The following is a 19,196-nucleotide window of genomic DNA, read 5'->3' on the forward strand; positions in this document are numbered from 1 at the left end:
AGGCTCACAGCCCACAACGTGGTAGCTGAGGGCCGTGCCACTGGATCATCTCGACGTCCTCCAAGGGACCAGGGCCAGGCGCACCGGTCGAGATGGTTATCTCGGCCCCTTCAACACCTGCTCGCCGCACGCCCACCAGGTTCCGAAAGGTTCCTCGGAGGGTCGCCATTCGCCGTTGACGCGATGAATGAAACTCCGATTGCTTGTCCCAGTCGACATGGATCGCATGCGCGCGTGACTGCGAGGAGCAGTAGTCGCGCCAACTCGAGTAGAGCCCCAGGTTCTCGAACTCTGCGACGACCAGTCCCGTCACTTGAACACGCTGGCCGTCCCAGCGATCCGGATGCGCGCTCAAGTCGATGATGGAGACAACAGCGAGGCCGTCTGGTGCGGGAGGAAGGCTTGCGCACCCCGCCGATATCAAAGCCAGCAGCGAGGCCATTCGCGCGCTCATGCCGACGATAGGAAATCAGGCCTCTGCGATCGTCAATTCCGGCCAGCGTGCCTTGGCCGAGGCGGCGATGCGGGGGAAGTTCTTCGCGCCCCGCCCGGGCGTCGGCCTCAGCACGCGGGCGAACAGGTCGTCGAGGCCGAACGGCGCCACCACCGTCATCGTGTCGTCGGGCTCCAGGCGAACGCCCACGGCGTGCAAGGGGCTTACGAAGCGGGTGAGGGCCTCGGCCGTGCAGGTGAGCGGTTCGTAGGGCAGACCGAACTTGTCTTCGAACCAGACGTGGACGCGGGCCTGGTTGCGCACCTCCACGAGGTCTCGGAGCGGCGGTTCGAACGCGGCGGCGACGCGCCGGATCACCACATCCTCGGCTTCGTAGGAGATGTCGGAGGCGTCAAAGTAACCGACGTCGTAGTCCTTGATCCCGTAGTCGGGATCGCGGCCGCCCAGGTGGTTCAGCACCCGCTGGTAGATCGCGCCCGAGAAGATCAGCCAATCGGGCGGGTCGAGGCTGCGGATCGTCCGCATCACCGCCATCAGCGGGGCCGAGCGCCGCAGGATCGTCTCCAGCTCGGCGGCGTGCTTCACGCGCGCCCCCGCAGCGGCCAGGCGTGGTCCAGCGGGCCGTGACCGGCGCCCAGGCCGGGCGCGCAGAGCATGGCGTTGTGGACGTAGTCCCACGCCCGCGCGACCGCCGACGTCAGGTCGAGCCCCTGGGCCAGCCCGGCGGCGCAGGCCGAGGCCAGGGTGCAGCCCGTGCCGTGGGTGTGGCGGCTGTCGATCCGCTCGCCCTCGAACGCGGTTTCGCCGGCCGGCGTCATCAGGAGATCGACCACCCGGTCGCCGGGAACATGGCCGCCCTTCATCAGGACGGCGCGCGCGCCGGCCGCCAGCAGCGCCGCGCCCGCCCGCCGGAGATCGTCGGTGGTGGCGACGGGCAGGCCGGTGAGCGCCTCGGCCTCGGGCGCATTGGGGGTCAGCAGGGCGGCCCGTGGGATCAGCCGCTCGCGCACCGCCGCCACCGCGTCGGCGGCCAGCAGCGAGGCGCCGCCCTTGGCCACCATGACCGGATCGACCACGGCCGGGACGGCCGCCTCGTCCAGAAGCTCGGCGACCAGGGCGACGACGGCCGCATCGCCCAGCATCCCGGTCTTGATGGCGTCGGCGCCGATGTCGGAGAGGACCGCCCGCGCCTGGGCCGCCACCACGTCGAGCGGGATCGGATGCACGCCGGTGACGCCCAGGGTGTTCTGCACCGTGACCGCCGTGATCGCGGTGGCCGCGTAGCCGCCCAGCGCGGTCACGGTCTTGATGTCGGCTTGAATCCCCGCACCGCCGCCGGAATCGGACCCTGCGATCACGAGAACGCGGCCGAGGGCCGAAGGCGAGGGGGAAGGCATGATCGCCGATAGCGCGTTTCCGACAGCGCATCATATATCTTGACGGTTATATTTCTACATAAGAATATTACCGGGTGAGCCCGTTCGAAGCCCTCGCCGAACCCAATCGCCGCCGGATCCTGGATCTTCTGCGCGGCGGCGAACGACCGGCGGGCGAGCTGGTGGACGCGCTAGCGATCAGCCAGCCGGGCGTCTCCAAGCACCTGAAGTTGCTGCGCGAGGCCGGCCTGGTGCGGATGCGCGCCGACGGCCAGCGGCGGCTCTACAGCCTTGAGCCGGACGGCCTCGCCGAGATGGACGCCTGGCTTGCGTCCTACCGCCATTTCTGGACCCGCCGTCTGGCGGCCCTCGAAGATCATCTGGAGCGCGAGCAATGAACGTCGATCCCGACCTCGGCGAGGTCGTCCGCCAGGGCGAGACCGTCACGCTGATCTTCCGCCGCCGCTTCGCCCGGCCGGTCGAGAAGGTGTGGGCGGCCCTGACCGTCCCCGAACGTATCTCCGACTGGTTCGCCGAGGCCAGAGTCGACCGGCTGGAGCCGGGCGGGACGATCCAGCTCTATTTCACCGGCGCCGACTATCGCAGCCTGGCCCGGATCGAGGTGCTGGACCCGCCCCGCACCATCGCCTGGACCTGGTCCGAACTGGACGGAAGCAAGGCGTCGCGCGTGCGCTTCGACCTGGAGCCCGACGGCGACGGCTGCCGCCTCACGCTCACCCATTCCGAGCTGCCGGCCGACGAGTCGTCGGGCGTGCTCTCGGGCTGGCACGCGCACCTGGAGGCGGTGGAGGACGCCTGCGACGGCGTCTTCACGCCCTGGGACACCCTGATCGCGCGCGAAAAGCGGATCGCCCCGCTCTACGCCCCGCCCGTCTGACGGATCGCGGCCTCAGTCTTCGAGCAGGCGGCGTTCGAGCAGAGCCTGCATGTCTCTTCGACTGTCGGCGACGACCATGACCACGACCGCCGCGTCATACAGACGATAGATCAACCGATATCGTCCGAGGCGCACCTGCCGGTAATCGGTGATCCCCAGCGGAGCCAATTCGCTCGGGATCGCGCCGCGGGCCGGATGCGTCTCAAGCTTGGAGACACAGTCCAGGATCTCGTCGAGAAGCGCGGCCGCAGCCCGTTCGGACCCATGGGCGGCGACGTACTCGACGATGTCGGCAAGATCCTGTTCGGCGGCGGCCGTCAGCCGGACGTCGAACCTGCCGCTCATTCTTCGGGCGCGAGGCGGCGTCGGAGCGTCTCGACCACGGCGCGCGCCGGCTTCGTCCGGCCGCTCTCAACCTGCGCCGACCCCAGGGCGAGCACCTTCAGCAGAGCCAGGGCTTCCTGCTGCTGCTCGAAGCTCGCCACGTCCTGGAGCACGGCCTTGGCTTCGCCGTTCTGGGTGATGACCAGCGGCCGGCGATCTTCAGCCAACTGCGCCAGGAGTTCGGCTGCATTGGCCTTCAGATAGCTGATCGGCTTGACCTGGGTGGAATATCGCACGGCTCGAACCCGACTGAATTCAGTCCGAATTTAGTCCGCTGATCGTCGGAAGGCAATCGGTCGTCTACGCCCCGCCCGCCTGACGGATCGCGGCCCAGACCTTGAGCGCCTGGGCCGTTTCGGCCACGTCGTGGACCCGGACGGCGGCGACGCCGGCCTCCGCGCCGGCCAGGGCCGCAGCGATGGAGCCGCCCAGGCGCGCGTCGGGCGCGGCGCCGCCGTCGAGGGCGCCGATGAAGCTCTTGCGGCTCGCGCCCAGCAGCACGGGGAATCCCAAGGCCACGATGCGGTCCAGATGCGCCAGGACGGGCAGGTTGTGGCGGGTCATGTGCTTGCCGAAGCCCACGCCCGGGTCCAGCCAGATGCGCTCGCGCGCCACGCCCGCTGCGACGGCCGCCTCGGCCCGCTCGGCCAGGAACTCCGCCACCTCGCCGACCACGTCGTCGTAGCGCGGCTCGGCCTGCATGGTCCGCGGCTCGCCCTGCATGTGCATCAGCACCACCTCGCAGCCCAGGCCCGCGGCGGTGTCCAGGCTGGCCGGATCGTGGCGCAGGGCGGTGACGTCGTTCCAGATCGTGGCGCCGGCGGCGACGGCCGCGCGCGCCACCTCGGGCTTCATCGTATCGACCGAGATCGCGACGTCGCTCTCAGCCCGGATCGCGCGGATCAGCGGGACCAGCCGCTCGATCTCCACCCCGGCCGGGACGGGATCGGCGCCCGGCCGCGTGGATTCCGCACCCAGGTCCAGGATGTGCGCGCCTTCCGCGACGAGGCGGCGGGCATGGGCCAGGGCGACATCGGAGTCGAGGAAACGGCCGCCGTCCGAAAAGCTGTCGGGCGTCACGTTGACGATCCCCATCACGCGGGGCGGCGGTCGGTCGGGTCGGAAACTCATCGGGCCTCGCCCTGGTCATACCGCCGGACGCGTCGTCTCTGGAAGCGCGTCAGATGAGACGCAGGAAACAGGCGGCGTAGGGCGACAGTCCCACGGACTCGCCGCGCAGTTCGGCCTCGCCGCTGCGCAGCGGATAGAGGTCGGCGCTGGCGAGGCTGGGGTGCGAGAACACCTGCGGTTCGCCGCTGAAGTTGAAGAGGCAGATCACCGCCTCGTCGTCCTGCTCGCGCACGAAGGCCAGGACCGGCGCATCCAGCTCGGCGAAGGCGATATCGCCCAGGCGCAGGGCGGGCGAGGCCTTGCGGAAGGCGATCATCTCGCGGGCGAAGGCCAGCATCGAGTCCGGGTCGCCGGCCTGTTCCTCGACCGACAGACCCCGGTGCTCGGCCGCGAGGGGAAGCCAGGGCTCGCCTTCGGTGAAGCCCATGTTGGGGCCGGGCGTCCAGGGCATCGGCGTGCGGCAGCCGTCACGGCCGCCGTCGTAGGGCCAGTAGAGGTCGCCCACGGGATCGCGGAGCTGGTCGCGGCGCAGGCTGGCCTGCGGCAGGCCCAGCTCCTCGCCTTGGTAGATCAGCGTCGTGCCCTTGAGCGCCACCAGCAGGGCGAACAGCATCCTGGCCAGTTCGGGCGGCGCCGACGGCCCGCCGAAGCGGCTGGCCGTCCGCGGCACGTCGTGGTTCGAGAAGCTGATCGTGGGCCAGTGGTCGGGGAAGCGCGCCAGGGTCTCGTAGTGCGCGGCGACGAAGCCGGGCTGGAGCTTGCGCGCCAGCAGCATCACGAAGGTGTAGGCCGAATGCAGGCCCTCGTCGGGCGTGCAATAGGCGCCGCAGCGCTCCTCTTCCTCCGAGAACTCGCCGAAGACGAACCGGGCGCCGCCGTTGACGCCGTCGTGGGCCTCGACCCGCCGCCGGATGACGTCGAGCATCCCGATGTTTTCCGCCAGGTTCGAGTCGTGGAGGTGGCGCTGGAGGTTGCCGGCGTGGCTCCAGTTGAGGCCGGTGCGGTCCTCCATCGGAACGGACGGATTGGGCGTCAGCGCCGGGTCGTGGAGATAGGTGCCAGCCACGTCCAGGCGGAAACCGTCCACGCCCTTGAACAGCCAGTAATCCAGGACCGACAGCGCGGCCTCCCGCGCGGCGGGATTGCGCCAGTTCAGCTTGGGCTGCTGGCGCAGGAACTTGTGGTGATAGTGTTGACGGCGCTTGGGCTGGTAGGCCCAGGCCGGGCCGCCGAAGACGCTGAGCCAGTTGTTCGGGGCCGTCCCGTCCGGCTGGGGGTCGGCCCAGACGTACCAGTCGGCCTTGGGTCCGTCCTTGCCGCCGGTCAGGCTCTCCACGAACCAGGGATGGACGTCGGAGGTGTGGCTGAGCACCTCGTCGAGAACCACCTTCAGGCCGCGCGCATGGGCCTCGTCGAGCAGAAGCTGGAAATCCTCGAGCGTGCCGTAGTCGGCCTGGACGCCCTGGAAGTCGGCGACGTCGTAGCCCCAGTCGCGGTTCGGCGAGGGATGGATCGGCGACAGCCACAGGCCGTCCACCCCGAGGCTCTGGATGTAGTCCAGCTTGGCGAGGACGCCCGGCAGGTCGCCGTGTCCGTCGCCGTCGGAGTCGAAGAAGCTGCGGACGTAGACGTGGTAGAGGACCGCGCCCTTCCACCAGGGATCAGCCATCATGACCTCCGCCCTTTCCTCCCCCGCGAAGCGGCGGGAGAGGGGCCGCGCAGGCCTAGACCTCGCTGGTGTCGGTGACGATGCGGCCCACGAGGCCGTACTCCACCGCCTGCTCGGCGTTCATCCAGAAGTTCCTCTGGGTGTCCTTGACGATCTTGTCGTACGGCTGGCCGGTTTCCTTGGCGATCATCAGGTTGACGCGCTTCTGCATCTTGATGATCTCCTCGGCCTCGATCTGGATGTCCGAGGCCTGCCCGCGCACGCCGCCCGCCGGTTGGTGGAGCAGGAAGCGGGTGTTGGGGAGGCAGAGGCGGTTTTCCTTCTTGGCGCCCAGGAAGATGTGCGCGCCCGCCGAGGCCACCCAGCCGGTGCCGATCACCTTCACCTCGGCGCCGCAGAACCGGATCATGTCGTGGATGGTGTCGCCGCTCTCCACGTGGCCGCCCGGCGAGTTGATGATCACGCGGATGGGCTTGTCGCTCTCGGCGGCGAACGCGGTGATCTGGGCCGTGACCCGTTCGGCCAAGCGCATGTCGATCTCGCCGAAGATCAGCACGGTGCGGCTCTTGAACAGCGCGTTCTGGACCGGACCGGCGGTCATGGGCATGTCGGGCAGGCGGCCCTTGTCCTCGTCGTCGCCGTTGTCGTCGTCGAGGTAGGAAGTCCACTTCAGCATCAGGGTCGCCTCAAAGAAGTTCGTCCCTCACGAGTTATTGGTCCGCGGCCCATCCCGCAAGCGCCGAGGCGGCTTTCCCTCGCCGCCACGGCCGCTGAACTCCGGCGGGGCGCCGGCATTCTTTTCCCGTGGCTCGCCCCCTGTTCCACCTGAAGACGGTCTCGCCGCGCGCGCTGGCCTGGGCCGGCGTCGGCGCCCTGGTGCTCGACCTGGCGGTCGCCGCGCTCCTGCTGGGCGTGGCCGTGGCCCGCTGGGCGCCGCCGCAGGACCTGCCCTGGACGCCGCTGCGGCTGGACGAGCCGGTCGGAATCGCCACGCGCGCCAAGTTCGAGGCGGTCGCCGGGGATCCGGCCCGATGCCGCGCGGTCCTGGCCGAGGGCGGTGTGGCCTTCGTCGAGGCGCCGGCGCGCCCGGACGGCGCCTGTCCGACCGAGGGCACGTTGCGGCTGGGACCGGGCGCGCTGCCGCTCTCCCCCGCCCGGCCGACGATGACCTGTCCCCTGGCCCTGGCCTACGTCTTCTGGACGCGCCACGACGTGCAGCCTGCCGCCCGCGCCGAACTGGGCCAGCCGATCTCGCGGATCGGACACTACGGAACCTTCGCCTGCCGCAACGTCTATGGCCGCGCGACCGGAGTCCGGAGCGAGCACGCCGCCGCCAACGCGCTCGACGTAGCGGCTTTCCGCGCCGCGTCGGGGACCGAGATCGGCGTCCTGCGAGACTTTCGGGGGGAGGACGCCGAGGGACGCTTCCTTCGCCGCGTCCGTGACGGCGCCTGCCGCTGGTTCCGCGCCACGCTCAGCCCCGACTACAACGCCGCCCACGCCGATCACCTGCACCTGGATCGGGGACGTTTCGCCGCGTGCCGGTGACTCGAAGGTCCCCACGCCTTGACCTTCCGGCAGGCCGCGTCGCAAATGGCCGCGAACTCAAACAACCGTTTGGAAGGAACGCCCGATGAGCAAGGTTCTCGAAGCCCCGAAGGTCAGCGCCCGCGGGCTCTTCGACCTCACCGACAAGGTCGCCGTCATCACCGGCTCGTCGCGCGGCATCGGCCGGGCCATCGCCGAGCGCATGGCGCAGCAGGGCGCGAAGGTGGTGATCAGCTCGCGCAAGGCCGGTCCCTGCGAAGAGGTCGCCGCCGGCATCAACGCCACCTATCCGGGCCACGCCATCGCCGTGCCGGCGAACATCTCGTCGAAGGAAGATCTCCAGCGCCTCATGGACGAGACGCGCAAGGCGTTCGGCAAGATCGACATCCTGGTCTGCAACGCCGCCTCGAACCCGTTCTACGGCAGCCAGCTCGACATCCCGGACGACGCGTTCCGGAAGATCATGGAAAACAACATCATCGCCAACAACTGGATGATCCAGATGGTGGCGCCCGAGATGCGCGAGCGGAAGGACGGGGCGATCATCATCGTGTCGTCCATCGGCGGCCTGCGCGGCTCGGAGGTGATCGGCGCCTACTGCATCTCCAAGGCGGCCGACATGCAGCTCGCCCGGAACCTGGCCCGCGAGCTGGGCCCCGACAACATCCGCGTGAACTGCATCGCGCCCGGCCTGGTGAAGACCGACTTCGCCAAGGCGCTGTGGGACAATCCGGCGGGCGAGGAGCGCGCCAGCTCGGGCACCCCGCTGCGCCGCCTGGGCGAGCCCGACGACCTGGCGGGCGCGGCCATCTACCTGGCGTCGCGCGCCGGCGCCTGGACCACCGGCCAGACCATCGTGGTCGACGGCGGCAGCGTCAGCTGAGCCACGCAAGCCTTCCCCGCTGTCGAGGTCGGCCTCGGCGGCGGGAACTGGGACCTATGTCCTGACCACCATCTCCAGCCCGTTCGCGAACGGCAGGGTGAGGGTCTTCAGGCCGTTCTTCGGATCGTCCACGAAGGCGAAGAAATCGCGGTAGGCGCGGCGGAACTGGTCGGTGTTGTCGGCCACCACCACCGCGCCCGGCCGCAGATGCGGCGCGACCAGTTCCAGCGCGGGGCGGGCCATCTCGGTCCAGATGTCCATCAGCACGAAATCCACCGGGCCCTCGATCGCCTTCAGGGTCTCGCGCAGGTCGCCCTCGCGCAGGTCGATCCAGGGCGTCAGGCCGGCGGCCTCGAAACTGGCCCGCGCGGCGGCCGCCTTGGCCGGCTCGTACTCGGTGGCGATCACCGTCCCGCCCCCATTCGCCCGCACCGCGTCGGCGAGGTAGAGCGTCGAGACGCCGAACGAGGTGCCGATCTCCACGACGCGCGTGGCCCGCAGCGCCCGGCACATCATGTGGCAGAACTCGGCCTTGACCGGCTCCAGCGCCACCAGCTTGTCGGCCATGTACGCGTGGGACGCGGCGTCGAACCCGTCCCACGACAGCTCGCCCTTCTTCGCCCGTTCCGAGAACCAGGCCGTCATCCCGACCTCCTGGGCGGTGCTCTGGGCCTGGAGCGCGTCCACCCGCGCCTGGAGGGCCGGATCGCTCAGCACGCTCATGGCCGGGCCTCGCGCAGCTTGGCGGCGGCGTCGGTCGAAAGATGTCGCGGGGTTGCGGGCATGATGTCCTCCGTCACGACCTCAGGATAGGACCTCCCATCGACGGCGTGCTTGCGCTAATCGGACGACTTATGTCGCGCGAACGACAGCCTGGTCCCGATCCCGAGGGTTTCGCGGTGCGCGGCCTCGCGCTCACCTACTGCGACGGCCACGTGCTGGACCGCCACACCCATCCGTGGGCGCAACTCGTCTATGCGGCCAGCGGCGTGATGCGCGTCTCCACGCCCGACGCCGCCTGGCTCGTGCCGCCCACCCGCGCGATCTGGGCGCCCGGCGGGACGCCGCACGAGATCGAGATGCGGGGCGCCGTGGCCATGCGCACCCTCTATCTCGCGCCGACCGGCGACGATCCCCGGCTGGCGGCCTGCCGCGCCATCGAGGTCTCGCCCCTGTTGCGGGAGCTGATCCTGCACATCGTGCGGGTCGGGACGCTGGACGCCGCCGACCCGGGCCACGCGCGCATCGAAGGCCTGCTGGTCGACCTCCTGGCTCAGGCCGAGACGGCGCCCCTGGAGCTACCCCTGCCGCGTGACCCGCGGGCGCGGCGGATGGCCGAGCGCATCCTCGCGGCGCCGGGACACGGGGCCCTGCTGGCCGACCTGGCCCGGGACGCGGGCGCCAGCCTGCGCACCCTCCAGCGCCTGTTCCTGGCCGAGACCCGCCTGCCGCTGGAGGCCTGGCGCGCGCGGGCGCGGATGCAACAGGCGGTGGCCGCCCTGGCCGGCGGCGCCTCGGTGACCGCCACGGCCCTCGACGCCGGCTACCAGAGCCCCTCGGCCTTTATCGCCGCCTTCAAACGCACCTTCGGCGTCACCCCGGCGCGGTGGCGGGGACAAGCGCAAACCCGCTGAGCGGCATTGCGGGTCAAGAACAAAATAGGTACGAATTCGAGATCATGGCCGAGCCTTGAGGTAGCATGATGGTTTCCGACTCGTCGAAGAACGCAGCACTGGAGCCCGGCTTCTTCGACGGCCGCTTCATGGTCGAGATCGCCGAGTGGGACTGGGGCTTGTACGTCGGCCTCAGTTCGGGGCTCATGCCCGTCGAGCACCGGTTCCAGGGCGGTCTGAACTACGTCCGGAGCATCGAGATCCTTGGGCGGATCCGGGCGCCCCTCGTTCACCGCGCAAAGCTCATGCGGATATGGATTTCTCCGTTCCGCTCAGACATGCGGTTCGGCGACGAAGGGCTCGATGAGGTTGGACAATTCTACCGGGGTGCGGGTGACGTGTTCGGAACCAGCTTCCAGGCAAGCCTACACCTCCCCGAAGATGCGCTCGCACCCGCCCTTTCGTGTTTGAGCTCCATCTGGAGATTCATGGATATCTGGACAGTCGAGGACGACCCGGACGATCGGGGAAGCGTCACGGCGTTCACCTTCTCTGCGCGCATCCATCCGAACCTCGCGGAGTGGGCTGGGCCGGAGCTGGAGGCTCGCTAGTCACCGGAGATCATCCTGCGAGCGGGATGCCCTGGAGGCCGTTAGGGAACCGAGTCCCGACACGGCGTTGAACAACATGGGCTCGTCATGGCCGGGTGTCCCGGCGACCCATCCCTCAGCCGCAACGCCGTGGGGGCGGGCCGCGCGGCGGCTTGCCGCAGAGGCCTACGGAAGCCGAAACATGGGTCCCCGGGACAAGCCCGGGGATGACGATCTAGAAAGAGAGGGGCGAGCGCCGAATCCCAAAGCGCAGCCCCCCAACAACCTCTAGATCGCCGCCGCCCGGCTGAGTTCTCTCGCCCACGCCAGCCGGCGCACGCCCTCGTCCAGGGTCTCGTCGGCCTTGGCGAAGCAGAGGCGCACGATGCTCGTGACCGGGTCGGTCTCGTAGAAGGCCGAGACGGGGATGGCGGCGACGCCGGCGTCCTTCACCGCCCGCAGGCAGAAGGCGCGGTCGGCCTGCGCCACCCCTGAGGCGGCGAGGTCGATGCTGAGGAAATAGGTCCCGTCGCCGGGCAGGACGGCGAAGCCCTCGCGCGCCAGGCCCGCGGCCAGGCGGTCGCGCGAGCGTTCGAGGCCTCGCGGCATGTCGCGGAACCAGTCGCCGGCGTTCTCCAGCCCCCACGCCGCCGCGCCCTGGAGGTTGGGCGGGGTGGTGAAGGTCAGGAACTGGTGGGCGCGGGCCAGCGCGTGGGTGAGGGCGGGCGCAGCGCAGAGCCAGCCCACCTTCCAGCCGGTGAGGCCGAACATCTTGCCGGCCGAGCCGATCTTGACGGTCCGCTCGCGCATGCCCGGACAGGCGACCAGCGGCCGGTGGCGAGCGCCGGCGAACACCACTTGTTCCCAGACCTCGTCACAGACGGCGATGACGTCGTGGGCCACGCAGAACTCGGCCAGCAGGGCGAGGTCCTCGTCCGGCAAGACGACGCCGGTGGGGTTCATCGGGTTGTTCAGCACCACCAGCTTCGTGCGCGGCGTGAACGCCGCCTCCAGCATCGGCCGCGTGAAGCGCCAGCGCGGCGGCTCCAGGCGCACGAACTTCGGCACGCCGCCGGCGCGGCGGATCAGCGGCGGATAGGCATCGTAGAAGGGCTGGAACACCACCACCTCGTCGCCGGGCTCGATCAGGCCGAGGAAGCTGGCGGCCAGGGCCTCAGTGGCGCCGGACGTGACCGTGACCTCGGACGCCCAGTCCAGGTCCAGCCCCTGGGTGCGGGCGTAGTGGGCGGCGACGGCCTGGCGCAGTTCGGGCAGACCGGCCATGGGCGGATACTGGTTGTAGCCCGAGACCACCAGCTCGCCCGCCTTGACGCGCACCGCCTCGGGGCCGGGATCGTCTGGAAATCCCTGACCCAGGTTCACGGCGCCCAGCGTTCGGGCGAGCCCGGACATCTCCTCGAAGATCGTGGTGGGCAGGGCGGAGAAGATCGTATTGGCCATCGGCGCGACATTGGCGTCAGAGTCGGCCTCTGGCCATCCCGGAGACACCGATGGAGATCGTCGAGTTCGCGCCACGCCACGCCGAGGCGTTCCGAACGCTGAACGAGGCCTGGATCTCGAAGCATTTCGCGATCGAGGCCAAGGACCGCGAGGTGCTGGGCGATCCGCAGCGGAAGATCGTCGCGCCGGGCGGTCGCATCTTCATGGCGATGAACGGGGACGAGGCGGTGGGGTGCGTGGCCCTGGTGAAGATGGCGGACGGCGGGTTCGAGGTGGCCAAGATGACCGTGTCCGAAGCCTTGCGCGGTTCGGGCCTGGGCCGGCGCCTGATGCAGCGCTGCATCGACGCCGGCGCCGAGATGGGGGCCACGCGCCTCTATCTGGAGACGAACTCGGGCCTGGGTCCCGCGCTGGCCCTCTACCGCGCCATGGGGTTCCGCGACCTGGCGCCGGCCGAGACCCCCTACGCGCGCGCCGACGTCTTCATGGAGCGACGGTACTGAGGGGCCCGTCCCGGGCCTCTGCGCGAGCGATGTTTGTCCACGGATGCACACGGAGACACACAGATCGCGCGAGGACCATCATCCGTGTGGATCCGTGGACCTTTGAGATCGGAAGGCGGCGCTTCGCGGCCTCGCAGGAACCGGGTGAAGCGCGCCCGAGGCCTACAGGCTGGCCTGCGTCCGGTGGAGGCGGGCGTAGGGGCCGTCGGCGGCGATCAGGTCGTCGTGCCGGCCCTCCTCGACGACGCCGTCCGCGGCGAGCACCACGATCCGGTCGGCGTTGCGCACCGTCGACAGCCGGTGGGCGATCACCAGGGTGGTGCGCGCCCGGGCCAGTTCCGTGAGCGCCTGCTGCACGGCCCGCTCGCTCTCGTTGTCGAGGGCGCTGGTGGCTTCGTCGAAGATCAGGATCGGGGGGTCCTTGAGGAAGGCGCGTGCAATGGTGAGCCGCTGCTTCTGCCCGCCCGAGAGGCGCACGCCGCGCTCGCCGATGTCGGTGTCGTACCCATCGGGGAGTTCGCGGATGAAGTCGTGCGCGCAGGCCCGCCGCGCGGCGGCCTCGACCTCGGCCCGCGTAGCGTCGGGGCGGCCGTAGCGCAGGTTCTCCAGCACCGTGCCGGCGAACAGATAGACGTCCTGCTGCACCAGCCCGATGTTCCGCCGCAGCGACTCGAGCGTCACGTCGCGCACGTCCCGGCCGTCCACCAGCACCCGGCCGGACGTCGCCTCGTAGAAGCGCGGCAGCAGGGCGCACAGCGTGCTCTTGCCCACGCCCGAGGCGCCCACCAGGGCCACGAACTCGCCCGGCCGGATGTCGAGCGAGACGCCGCGAAGCACCGGCGGCCCGCCGATCCGGTAGGTGAAGCCCACGTCTTGGAAGCGGATTTCGCCCCGCACGCGCCCCAGGGTCCGGGCGTCGGGCGCATCGCGGATGTCGGGCTCGGTCTCCAGCACCTCCATGACCCGCTGGAACCCGGTGTAGCCCTGCTGCCAGAGCCGCACGAAGTTCACCGCCCGGCGCACCGGATCGATCAGGATCGCCACGCAGAGCAGGAAGGTGAGCAGGTCGGCCACGTCCAGCGCGCCCTGGGCCACCCGCACCGCGCCCGCCACGATCACCGCCAGGGTCACGAGCTGGGCGAAGGCCTCCATGCCCACGGAAAAGTGGGCCTCGCTGAGGTAGCCGGCGCGGCGGATGGCCAGGAAGCGATCGTTTTCCACGGCGAACCGGCGGGTTTCCTCCGCCTCGGCGCCGAACGCCTTCACGACGCGGATGCCGGAGAGCGAGTCCTCCACGCGGGCGTTTATGGCCCCGATCTGGGCCTTGCCCTGGCGCAGGATGACGTTCATCCGGCCGTTGAAATACAGCGCGTAGACGACGGCGACGGGAAACGCCGCCAGGATCGCGCCTGTCAGGGTCGGATCCAGCCATGCCAGGATGGCCGCCGCGCCGAGGAACTTCAGCAGCGAGATGGCCAGGTCTTCGGGTCCGTGGTGGCAGAGTTCGCCCACGGCGAAGAGGTCGTTGGTGATCCGGCTCATGAGCTGGCCCGTCCGTTCGCGGTCGTAGAAGCCGAACGACAGCTTCTGCAGGTGCTCGAAGAGCTCCTGCCGCATGCGGCTCTCGATCCTGGCCCCCATGACGTGGCCCTGATAGTCGACGAAGAGGGTGCAGAGCGCCTGGACTCCCACGAGCGCCAGCATGGCGCCGCCCATGGTCAGGATCGCGACGATAGCCGCCTCCGGTCCCGCCGCGGCGGACAGGTTGCGGGTGATCCAGTTCGCGCAGACGGGCAGGGCCAGCGCCGTGGCGGCGATGACGATGGCGCAGGCGATGTCGGCGGCCAGCAACGGGATGTGCGGCCGATAGTAGCTCAGGAATTTGCGGAGCCGCCGGCGGGCGGCGGGATCGACGGAACGGGCGCTACGGTCGGCGTGGGCCGGCGCCTCCAAGGTTCGCGAAGGCATGTGTGGTCATGTCCTGATGTCGGGAAAGGGCTCCTTTCGGTTGGGACATGACGGTCTGCATCTCGCTCTCCCCGGGCGGACATTGGCGTAGATCACGACGATGACGGCGATCGTCGGTCGGCGCAACCGCGATATCACGACGCCGTGATGATCGAACTTGATTGCGAACGACTCGCAATAGCAATAGGGTCGCGGCTCTGGAGAAGGCCATGATCGACACCTACGCCGGCGATGCGCTCACCCACGGCGAACGGCTCCTGATCCGTACGCTTCGGCTGCTCACCCTGACCACGCCGTGCCACAGCCTGCGGGCCCATTTCGAGGCCGCCTGCGGCTGCGCCGGCGACGAGGCCTATCGGATGCTGGAGGCCTTCGTGCAGCAGGTGGCGGCCCGGGGACGACGACGCCTCCAGCTCTCCATCCCTGTCGATCCTCGCCTGACCGACGACGAAGCGCTGATCCTCGACGTGTTCGGTTGCGCCCAGGCCGGCGACTATCGCGCCATGGACGAGCGGCTGCGCGGCCTCATGGGCGTGGCCCCGCCGGCCGCGACCGGCGCCGCGGCCTGCCTCGTGGCCGAGATCCTCGACATGAGCGGCCTTGTTCTGCGCGCAAGGCCGACGCCCGACACCCTGATCCCCCCCGCCTGCCCCGTGGCCATCTTCCCGATGGCGGCGGAGTAGCGGCTGGAGCCTGTCGCGGCGTGGCGGTCCCATGTCGCGCCGCGACAGGCTCCCCTTTTCCGATCTTCAGTGCTGGGCGGCCAGCACGACGCCCAGCAGGACCGCGGTCCAATGCGCCGCGGCGGCGGCCACCACATGGCCGTGCCAGATCGCGCGGGCGAACTTCAGCTTCTTGTTCACGTAGAAGACGACGCCGGTGGAGTAGAGCACCCCGCCGGTGACCAGCAGGGCCAGGGCGTACCAGGCCAGGGAGTCGATCATCGGCTTCAAGGCGATCACCACCAGCCAGCCCAGGGCCAGATAGACCGCCACCCAGAATTTCCGGTCGATCCCGGTCAGCAACAGCTTGCCCAGTGCGCCCAGGGTGGCGATCGACCATACCGCCGCCGTCATGCCCCACCCCCAGGCGCCCGGAAGGTTGATCGTGAACGGCGTGTACGAGCCGGCGATCATCAGGAAGATGCCCGCGTGGTCCAGCCGGCGCAGAGTGGGACGGTGCTGCGGCCGCGCGAAGTTGTAGGCGGTGGAGAACGCCAGCATGGCCACCACGCCCAGGGCGTAGATCGACACGCCGACGACCTGACTGATGGAACCGCCCAGCACCGCCAGCGTCAGCAGGACAACGCCGCCCACCAGGGCGAGGGTGAGGCCCATGACATGCACGACCAGATCGGCGCACTTGGCCGCCGGCGTGGGATAGTGGCGTGGCGGGTATGGCTTGGCGGGCAGGCTCATGCCCCGGCTTTTACCGCGGACGTGCGACGCAGGTAAGGCGCCGCCTTACCCGGCCACGCGCGCCAGCACGCTCTGGACGGCCGGACGGGCGCCCATGCGCACGAAGTGATCGGCCAGGCGCGGAAAGGCGGCCAGATCCAGCCCATCGCGCGGCAGCCAGCCCGCCACGACATAGAGATAGGGATCGCAGACGGTATAGGCCTCGCCCATCGCCCAGGGCCCCTTGAAGAGGTCGGCGTCGATCAGGCGCATGGCCTCGCCGAACACCTCGGGCGCCTTGCGGCGCATCTCGGCGATGGCCGCGGGATCGTCGGCCCAGCGATAGCCCCGATGCCGGTGCGCCGCGGCCGGATGCGCCCATGAGCAGAGATAGCTCATGAACGACTCGACTTCGGCCATGCCGAAGGCGTCGGCGGTGGGCGCAAGCCCCGCCTCGGGGAAGGTCCGGGCGACATAGCCCAGGATGGCCGGCGCCTCGGTGATGATGCCGCGATCCGTCGCTAGCGCCGGAACCCGCGCCTTGGGATTCACCGCCAGATAGGCTTCGCCCCGCTGCTCGTTCTCCCGGAAATTCAGGCGGACGGCTTCGTAGGGCGCGCGCGCCTCCTCCAGCGCGATCTCGCAGGCCAGGCCGATCGTGCCGGGCGCCGTGTAGAGTCTGAGCATGGCGACCCTCCTGGCCCACGCATGTGCATCGGCGCGGAACCTGCCGCAAGGGCCGGCTTGACCACGAAGGCTCGGGCGTGGAACCCGTGGCGTCATGACCAGCCTCGACGCCCAGCTCCTGGCGCGGACCGCCGAACGCGTCGCCGCCCGCCCCGGGCGGACGTTCCTCATCGGGATCGCCGGCGGCGTCGCGGTGGGCAAGACCACGCTGGCGCATCGGCTGGCCGAGGGGCTGAAAGACGCCGGCTTCACCGTGGAGGTGGTGGCCACGGACGGCTTCCTGCGGCCCAATCGCGAACTGGAGGCCGCGGGCCTGAACCTCAGGAAGGGCTTCCCCGAGACCTACGATCGCGACGCCTTCCACCGGTTCCTGGCCGAACTGGCGGGGGGCCGGGCGGCCGCCAGCCCGGTCTATTCGCACGTCACCTACGACATCGTGCCGGGGGAGGTCCGGAGGGTCCCGGCCCGGGGGGTGGTGATCGTGGAGGGTGTGAACGTGCTGCAGACGCCGCAGGCCCGGGCGGCGTTCGGCCTGTCGCTGTATGTGGACGCCGACCCTGCGGATGCGAAGGCCTGGTACCTCGCGCGACTGGCGCGGATCGTCGCCGAGGAGCCGGACAGCTTCATCGCCAGGATCGACGATCCGGCGCGGCGAGACGCCCTGATCGAAGCGGCCTGGACGCAGATCAACCTGGTGAACCTGCGCGACCATATCGCGCCGACGATGGCGCACGCCGACGTGGTGGTGCGGAAGCGCGCCGATCACGCGCTGGAGGCGGTCGCCTGGCGGTAGGGATCAGTCCTCGCGCGCCCGCTTCTTGCGGAAGCTGGGGTTCAGGACCTTCTTGCGCAGCCGGATGTTCTTGGGCGTCACCTCGACCAGCTCGTCCTCCTCGATATAGGCGATGGCCTGTTCGAGGGTGAGGCGGCGCGGCGGCGTCAGGCGCACGGCTTCGTCCTTGCCCGAGGCGCGGACGTTGGTGAGCTGCTTGGCCTTCATCGGATTGACGTCGAGGTCGTCCGACCGGCTGTTCTCGCCGATGATCATGCCCTGGTAGGTCTTCTCGCCGGCGCCGACGAACATCGTGCCGCGCTCCTCCAGGTTCCACAGGGCGTAGGCCGCAGTCTCGCCGTCGGAGTTGGACACCAGCACGCCCTTGCGGCCGGCGTCGATGGGCCCCTTGTAGGCCTCGTAGTGGCTGAACACGCGGTTCAGCACGCCCGAGCCGCGGGTGTCGGTCAGGAACTCGCCCTGGTAGCCGATCAGCGAGCGCGACGGACTCATAAGGCTGATGCGAGTCTTGCCGGCGCCCGACGGGCCCATGTCCTTCAGTTCGGCCTTACGCGCCGACAGCTTCTCGATGACGATGCCGGTGAACTCGTCGTCCACGTCGATCATGACGTCCTCGATGGGCTCCATGCGCTCACCGGTCTCCTCGTCGGCCTGGTAGACCACGCGCGGGCGGCTGATCGAGACCTCGAAGCCCTCGCGCCGCATGCTCTCGATCAGCACGCCGAGCTGGAGTTCGCCGCGGCCGGCCACCTCGTAGGCGTCCTTCTCGGAGGTCTCGGTGACCCGGATGGCGACGTTGGACTCCGCCTCCTTCTGCAGGCGCGCGGCGATCACCCGGCTCTGCACCTTGTCGCCCTCGCGGCCCGCCAGCGGGCTGTCGTTGACGCTGACGGTCATCGAGATGGTGGGCGGATCGATCGGCTGGGCCGGGAGCGCCTCGGTGACCTCCAGCGCGCACAGGGTGTCGGCCACGGTGGCTTTCGAGAGGCCCGCGATGGCGACGATGTCGCCGGCCTCGGCGCCGCCGTCGATCGGCTGGCGCTTCAGGCCGCGGAAGGCCAGCACCTTGGTGATCCGGCCCCGCTCGATCTCCTTGCCGTCGCGCGACAGCGCCTTGATCGGCATGCCCGGCACGGCCTTGCCGGCCTCGATACGGCCGGTCAGCAGGCGGCCCAGGAACGGGTCGCTCTCGATCAGCACCGACAGGATCTGGAAGGGTTCGTCCTTGCGCGCCTCGGCCTTGGGCGCCGGCACGTGGTCGACGATCAGGTCGAACAGGGGCGACAGGTCGTCGTTCGGCTTGGCCAGGTCCAGCGTCGCCCAGCCGTTCTTGCCCGACGCGTAGATGTGCGGGAAGTCGAGCTGCTCGTCGGTGGCGCCCATGGCGGCGAACAGGTCGAAGGCGTCGTTCAGAACCCGGTCGGGGTCGGCGTGCGGGCGATCCACCTTGTTCAGGCAGAGGATGGGACGCAGGCCCATCTTCAGCGCCTTGCCCAGCACGAACTTGGTCTGGGGCATGACGCCTTCCTCGGCGTCCACCAGCAGGACGCAGCCGTCCACCATGCCCAGGATGCGCTCCACCTCGCCGCCGAAGTCGGCGTGGCCGGGCGTGTCGATGATGTTGATCCGCGTTTCGCCCGCCTTGCCGTTCCACAGCACAGAGGTGCACTTGGCCAGGATGGTGATGCCGCGCTCGCGCTCCTGGTCGTTGGAGTCCATGGCGCGCTCCACCGTGGCCTCGTTGGCTCGGAAGACGCCGGACTGGGCCAGGAGCTGATCGACCAGCGTGGTCTTGCCGTGGTCGACGTGGGCGATGATGGCGATGTTTCGGAGCGACATGG

General features: G+C 69.7%; 23 protein-coding genes. 9 read left to right on the forward strand and 14 right to left on the reverse strand.

Going from position 1 to position 19,196, the window contains the following annotated elements:
• Nucleotides 1-4: 4 nt before the first annotated feature.
• From ABS78_RS04630 to thiD, 3 genes are read right to left on the reverse strand one after another with little or no spacing between them, the layout of a single operon-like run.
• Nucleotides 5-442, reverse strand: coding sequence for a hypothetical protein (locus tag ABS78_RS04630; protein ID WP_293375518.1), 438 nt, complete (start codon nucleotides 440-442; stop codon nucleotides 5-7).
• A 27-nt stretch (nucleotides 443-469) separates the two neighbouring features.
• Nucleotides 470-988 carry a nucleotidyltransferase family protein gene (locus ABS78_RS04635; protein ID WP_293375788.1) on the reverse strand — a complete coding sequence of 173 codons (519 nt, stop codon included), beginning with the start codon at nucleotides 986-988 and terminating at the stop codon, nucleotides 470-472.
• Between the two features lie 47 nt (nucleotides 989-1,035).
• Complete coding sequence (gene thiD, locus ABS78_RS04640) at nucleotides 1,036-1,851, reverse strand: bifunctional hydroxymethylpyrimidine kinase/phosphomethylpyrimidine kinase (protein WP_293375520.1); 816 nt, start codon at nucleotides 1,849-1,851, stop codon at nucleotides 1,036-1,038.
• A gap of 74 nt (nucleotides 1,852-1,925) precedes the next feature.
• On the opposite strand from thiD, the gene ABS78_RS04645 reads away from it, so the two are divergent.
• Nucleotides 1,926-2,228 carry a metalloregulator ArsR/SmtB family transcription factor gene (locus tag ABS78_RS04645; protein ID WP_293375522.1) on the forward strand — a complete coding sequence of 101 codons (303 nt, stop codon included), beginning with the start codon at nucleotides 1,926-1,928 and terminating at the stop codon, nucleotides 2,226-2,228.
• Nucleotides 2,225-2,728, forward strand: a complete 504-nt coding sequence (locus ABS78_RS04650; protein ID WP_293375524.1) for an SRPBCC family protein — start codon at nucleotides 2,225-2,227, stop codon at nucleotides 2,726-2,728. Before ABS78_RS04645 ends, ABS78_RS04650 begins: the two co-directional genes overlap by 4 nt.
• A gap of 12 nt (nucleotides 2,729-2,740) precedes the next feature.
• Here ABS78_RS04650 and ABS78_RS04655 read toward each other — a convergent pair whose 3' ends face one another.
• The 5 genes from ABS78_RS04655 to ABS78_RS04675 all read right to left on the reverse strand — a co-directional run bounded on the left by ABS78_RS04655 (nucleotide 2,741) and on the right by ABS78_RS04675 (nucleotide 6,588).
• Nucleotides 2,741-3,073 carry a type II toxin-antitoxin system RelE/ParE family toxin gene (locus ABS78_RS04655; protein ID WP_293375526.1) on the reverse strand — a complete coding sequence of 111 codons (333 nt, stop codon included), beginning with the start codon at nucleotides 3,071-3,073 and terminating at the stop codon, nucleotides 2,741-2,743.
• On the reverse strand, nucleotides 3,070-3,348 hold the full coding sequence (locus ABS78_RS04660; protein ID WP_293375528.1) for a type II toxin-antitoxin system Phd/YefM family antitoxin: 279 nt from the start codon (nucleotides 3,346-3,348) through the stop codon (nucleotides 3,070-3,072). The genes ABS78_RS04655 and ABS78_RS04660 overlap by 4 nt, the downstream gene beginning before the upstream one ends.
• Nucleotides 3,349-3,412: 64 nt before the next feature.
• The gene (folP, locus tag ABS78_RS04665) at nucleotides 3,413-4,243 is read right to left on the reverse strand and encodes a dihydropteroate synthase (RefSeq protein ID WP_293375530.1); all 831 of its coding nucleotides are present in this window, start codon (nucleotides 4,241-4,243) and stop codon (nucleotides 3,413-3,415) included.
• Between the two features lie 49 nt (nucleotides 4,244-4,292).
• Complete coding sequence (locus tag ABS78_RS04670) at nucleotides 4,293-5,912, reverse strand: alpha-glucosidase family protein (protein WP_293375532.1); 1,620 nt, start codon at nucleotides 5,910-5,912, stop codon at nucleotides 4,293-4,295.
• A 55-nt stretch (nucleotides 5,913-5,967) separates the two neighbouring features.
• Entirely contained in the window at nucleotides 5,968-6,588 is a 621-nt protein-coding gene (locus tag ABS78_RS04675; RefSeq protein ID WP_293375534.1) for an ATP-dependent Clp protease proteolytic subunit, read from the reverse strand.
• A gap of 128 nt (nucleotides 6,589-6,716) precedes the next feature.
• Between ABS78_RS04675 and ABS78_RS04680 the strand changes: the two genes are divergently transcribed.
• Both ABS78_RS04680 and ABS78_RS04685 read left to right on the forward strand, forming a co-directional pair.
• Nucleotides 6,717-7,460 (forward strand): extensin family protein, encoded by a 744-nt coding sequence (locus ABS78_RS04680; RefSeq protein ID WP_293375536.1) that lies wholly within the window; start codon nucleotides 6,717-6,719, stop codon nucleotides 7,458-7,460.
• Nucleotides 7,461-7,545: 85 nt separating this feature from the next.
• Nucleotides 7,546-8,343 carry an SDR family oxidoreductase gene (locus ABS78_RS04685; RefSeq protein WP_293375538.1) on the forward strand — a complete coding sequence of 266 codons (798 nt, stop codon included), beginning with the start codon at nucleotides 7,546-7,548 and terminating at the stop codon, nucleotides 8,341-8,343.
• 54 nt (nucleotides 8,344-8,397) lie between these two features.
• On the opposite strand, the gene ABS78_RS04690 is transcribed toward ABS78_RS04685, so the two are convergent.
• Nucleotides 8,398-9,066 (reverse strand): class I SAM-dependent methyltransferase, encoded by a 669-nt coding sequence (locus ABS78_RS04690; RefSeq protein WP_293375540.1) that lies wholly within the window; start codon nucleotides 9,064-9,066, stop codon nucleotides 8,398-8,400.
• 131 nt (nucleotides 9,067-9,197) lie between these two features.
• Between ABS78_RS04690 and ABS78_RS04695 the strand changes: the two genes are divergently transcribed.
• Together ABS78_RS04695 and ABS78_RS04700 are read left to right on the forward strand one after the other, a co-directional pair.
• Nucleotides 9,198-9,977 (forward strand): helix-turn-helix transcriptional regulator, encoded by a 780-nt coding sequence (locus tag ABS78_RS04695; RefSeq protein WP_293375542.1) that lies wholly within the window; start codon nucleotides 9,198-9,200, stop codon nucleotides 9,975-9,977.
• A 65-nt stretch (nucleotides 9,978-10,042) separates the two neighbouring features.
• A complete protein-coding gene (locus tag ABS78_RS04700; protein WP_293375544.1) occupies nucleotides 10,043-10,567 on the forward strand; it encodes a hypothetical protein in 525 nt (174 codons plus the stop codon).
• A 267-nt stretch (nucleotides 10,568-10,834) separates the two neighbouring features.
• Here ABS78_RS04700 and ABS78_RS04705 read toward each other — a convergent pair whose 3' ends face one another.
• Nucleotides 10,835-12,007 (reverse strand): aminotransferase, encoded by a 1,173-nt coding sequence (locus tag ABS78_RS04705; protein WP_293375546.1) that lies wholly within the window; start codon nucleotides 12,005-12,007, stop codon nucleotides 10,835-10,837.
• Between the two features lie 50 nt (nucleotides 12,008-12,057).
• Between ABS78_RS04705 and ABS78_RS04710 the strand changes: the two genes are divergently transcribed.
• On the forward strand, nucleotides 12,058-12,510 hold the full coding sequence (locus ABS78_RS04710; RefSeq protein WP_293375548.1) for a GNAT family N-acetyltransferase: 453 nt from the start codon (nucleotides 12,058-12,060) through the stop codon (nucleotides 12,508-12,510).
• Nucleotides 12,511-12,672: 162 nt separating this feature from the next.
• Here the strand turns inward: ABS78_RS04710 and ABS78_RS04715 are convergent, their stop codons facing one another.
• On the reverse strand, nucleotides 12,673-14,478 hold the full coding sequence (locus tag ABS78_RS04715) for an ABC transporter ATP-binding protein (RefSeq protein WP_293375550.1): 1,806 nt from the start codon (nucleotides 14,476-14,478) through the stop codon (nucleotides 12,673-12,675).
• Nucleotides 14,479-14,687: 209 nt separating this feature from the next.
• On the opposite strand from ABS78_RS04715, the gene ABS78_RS04720 reads away from it, so the two are divergent.
• Complete coding sequence (locus tag ABS78_RS04720; RefSeq protein WP_293375552.1) at nucleotides 14,688-15,161, forward strand: hypothetical protein; 474 nt, start codon at nucleotides 14,688-14,690, stop codon at nucleotides 15,159-15,161.
• 66 nt (nucleotides 15,162-15,227) lie between these two features.
• Here ABS78_RS04720 and ABS78_RS04725 read toward each other — a convergent pair whose 3' ends face one another.
• Together ABS78_RS04725 and ABS78_RS04730 are read right to left on the reverse strand one after the other, a co-directional pair.
• The gene (locus ABS78_RS04725) at nucleotides 15,228-15,896 is read right to left on the reverse strand and encodes a hemolysin III family protein (protein ID WP_293375554.1); all 669 of its coding nucleotides are present in this window, start codon (nucleotides 15,894-15,896) and stop codon (nucleotides 15,228-15,230) included.
• 45 nt (nucleotides 15,897-15,941) lie between these two features.
• Entirely contained in the window at nucleotides 15,942-16,562 is a 621-nt protein-coding gene (locus tag ABS78_RS04730) for a glutathione S-transferase family protein (RefSeq protein ID WP_293375556.1), read from the reverse strand.
• A gap of 94 nt (nucleotides 16,563-16,656) precedes the next feature.
• On the opposite strand from ABS78_RS04730, the gene ABS78_RS04735 reads away from it, so the two are divergent.
• Nucleotides 16,657-17,355, forward strand: coding sequence for a hypothetical protein (locus tag ABS78_RS04735; protein WP_293375558.1), 699 nt, complete (start codon nucleotides 16,657-16,659; stop codon nucleotides 17,353-17,355).
• Nucleotides 17,356-17,358: 3 nt separating this feature from the next.
• Here the strand turns inward: ABS78_RS04735 and typA are convergent, their stop codons facing one another.
• Entirely contained in the window at nucleotides 17,359-19,194 is a 1,836-nt protein-coding gene (gene typA, locus ABS78_RS04740) for a translational GTPase TypA (protein WP_293375560.1), read from the reverse strand.
• Nucleotides 19,195-19,196: the final 2 nt, after the last annotated feature.

This window comes from Phenylobacterium sp. SCN 70-31, from assembly GCF_001724605.1.
Lineage (GTDB): Bacteria > Pseudomonadota > Alphaproteobacteria > Caulobacterales > Caulobacteraceae > Phenylobacterium.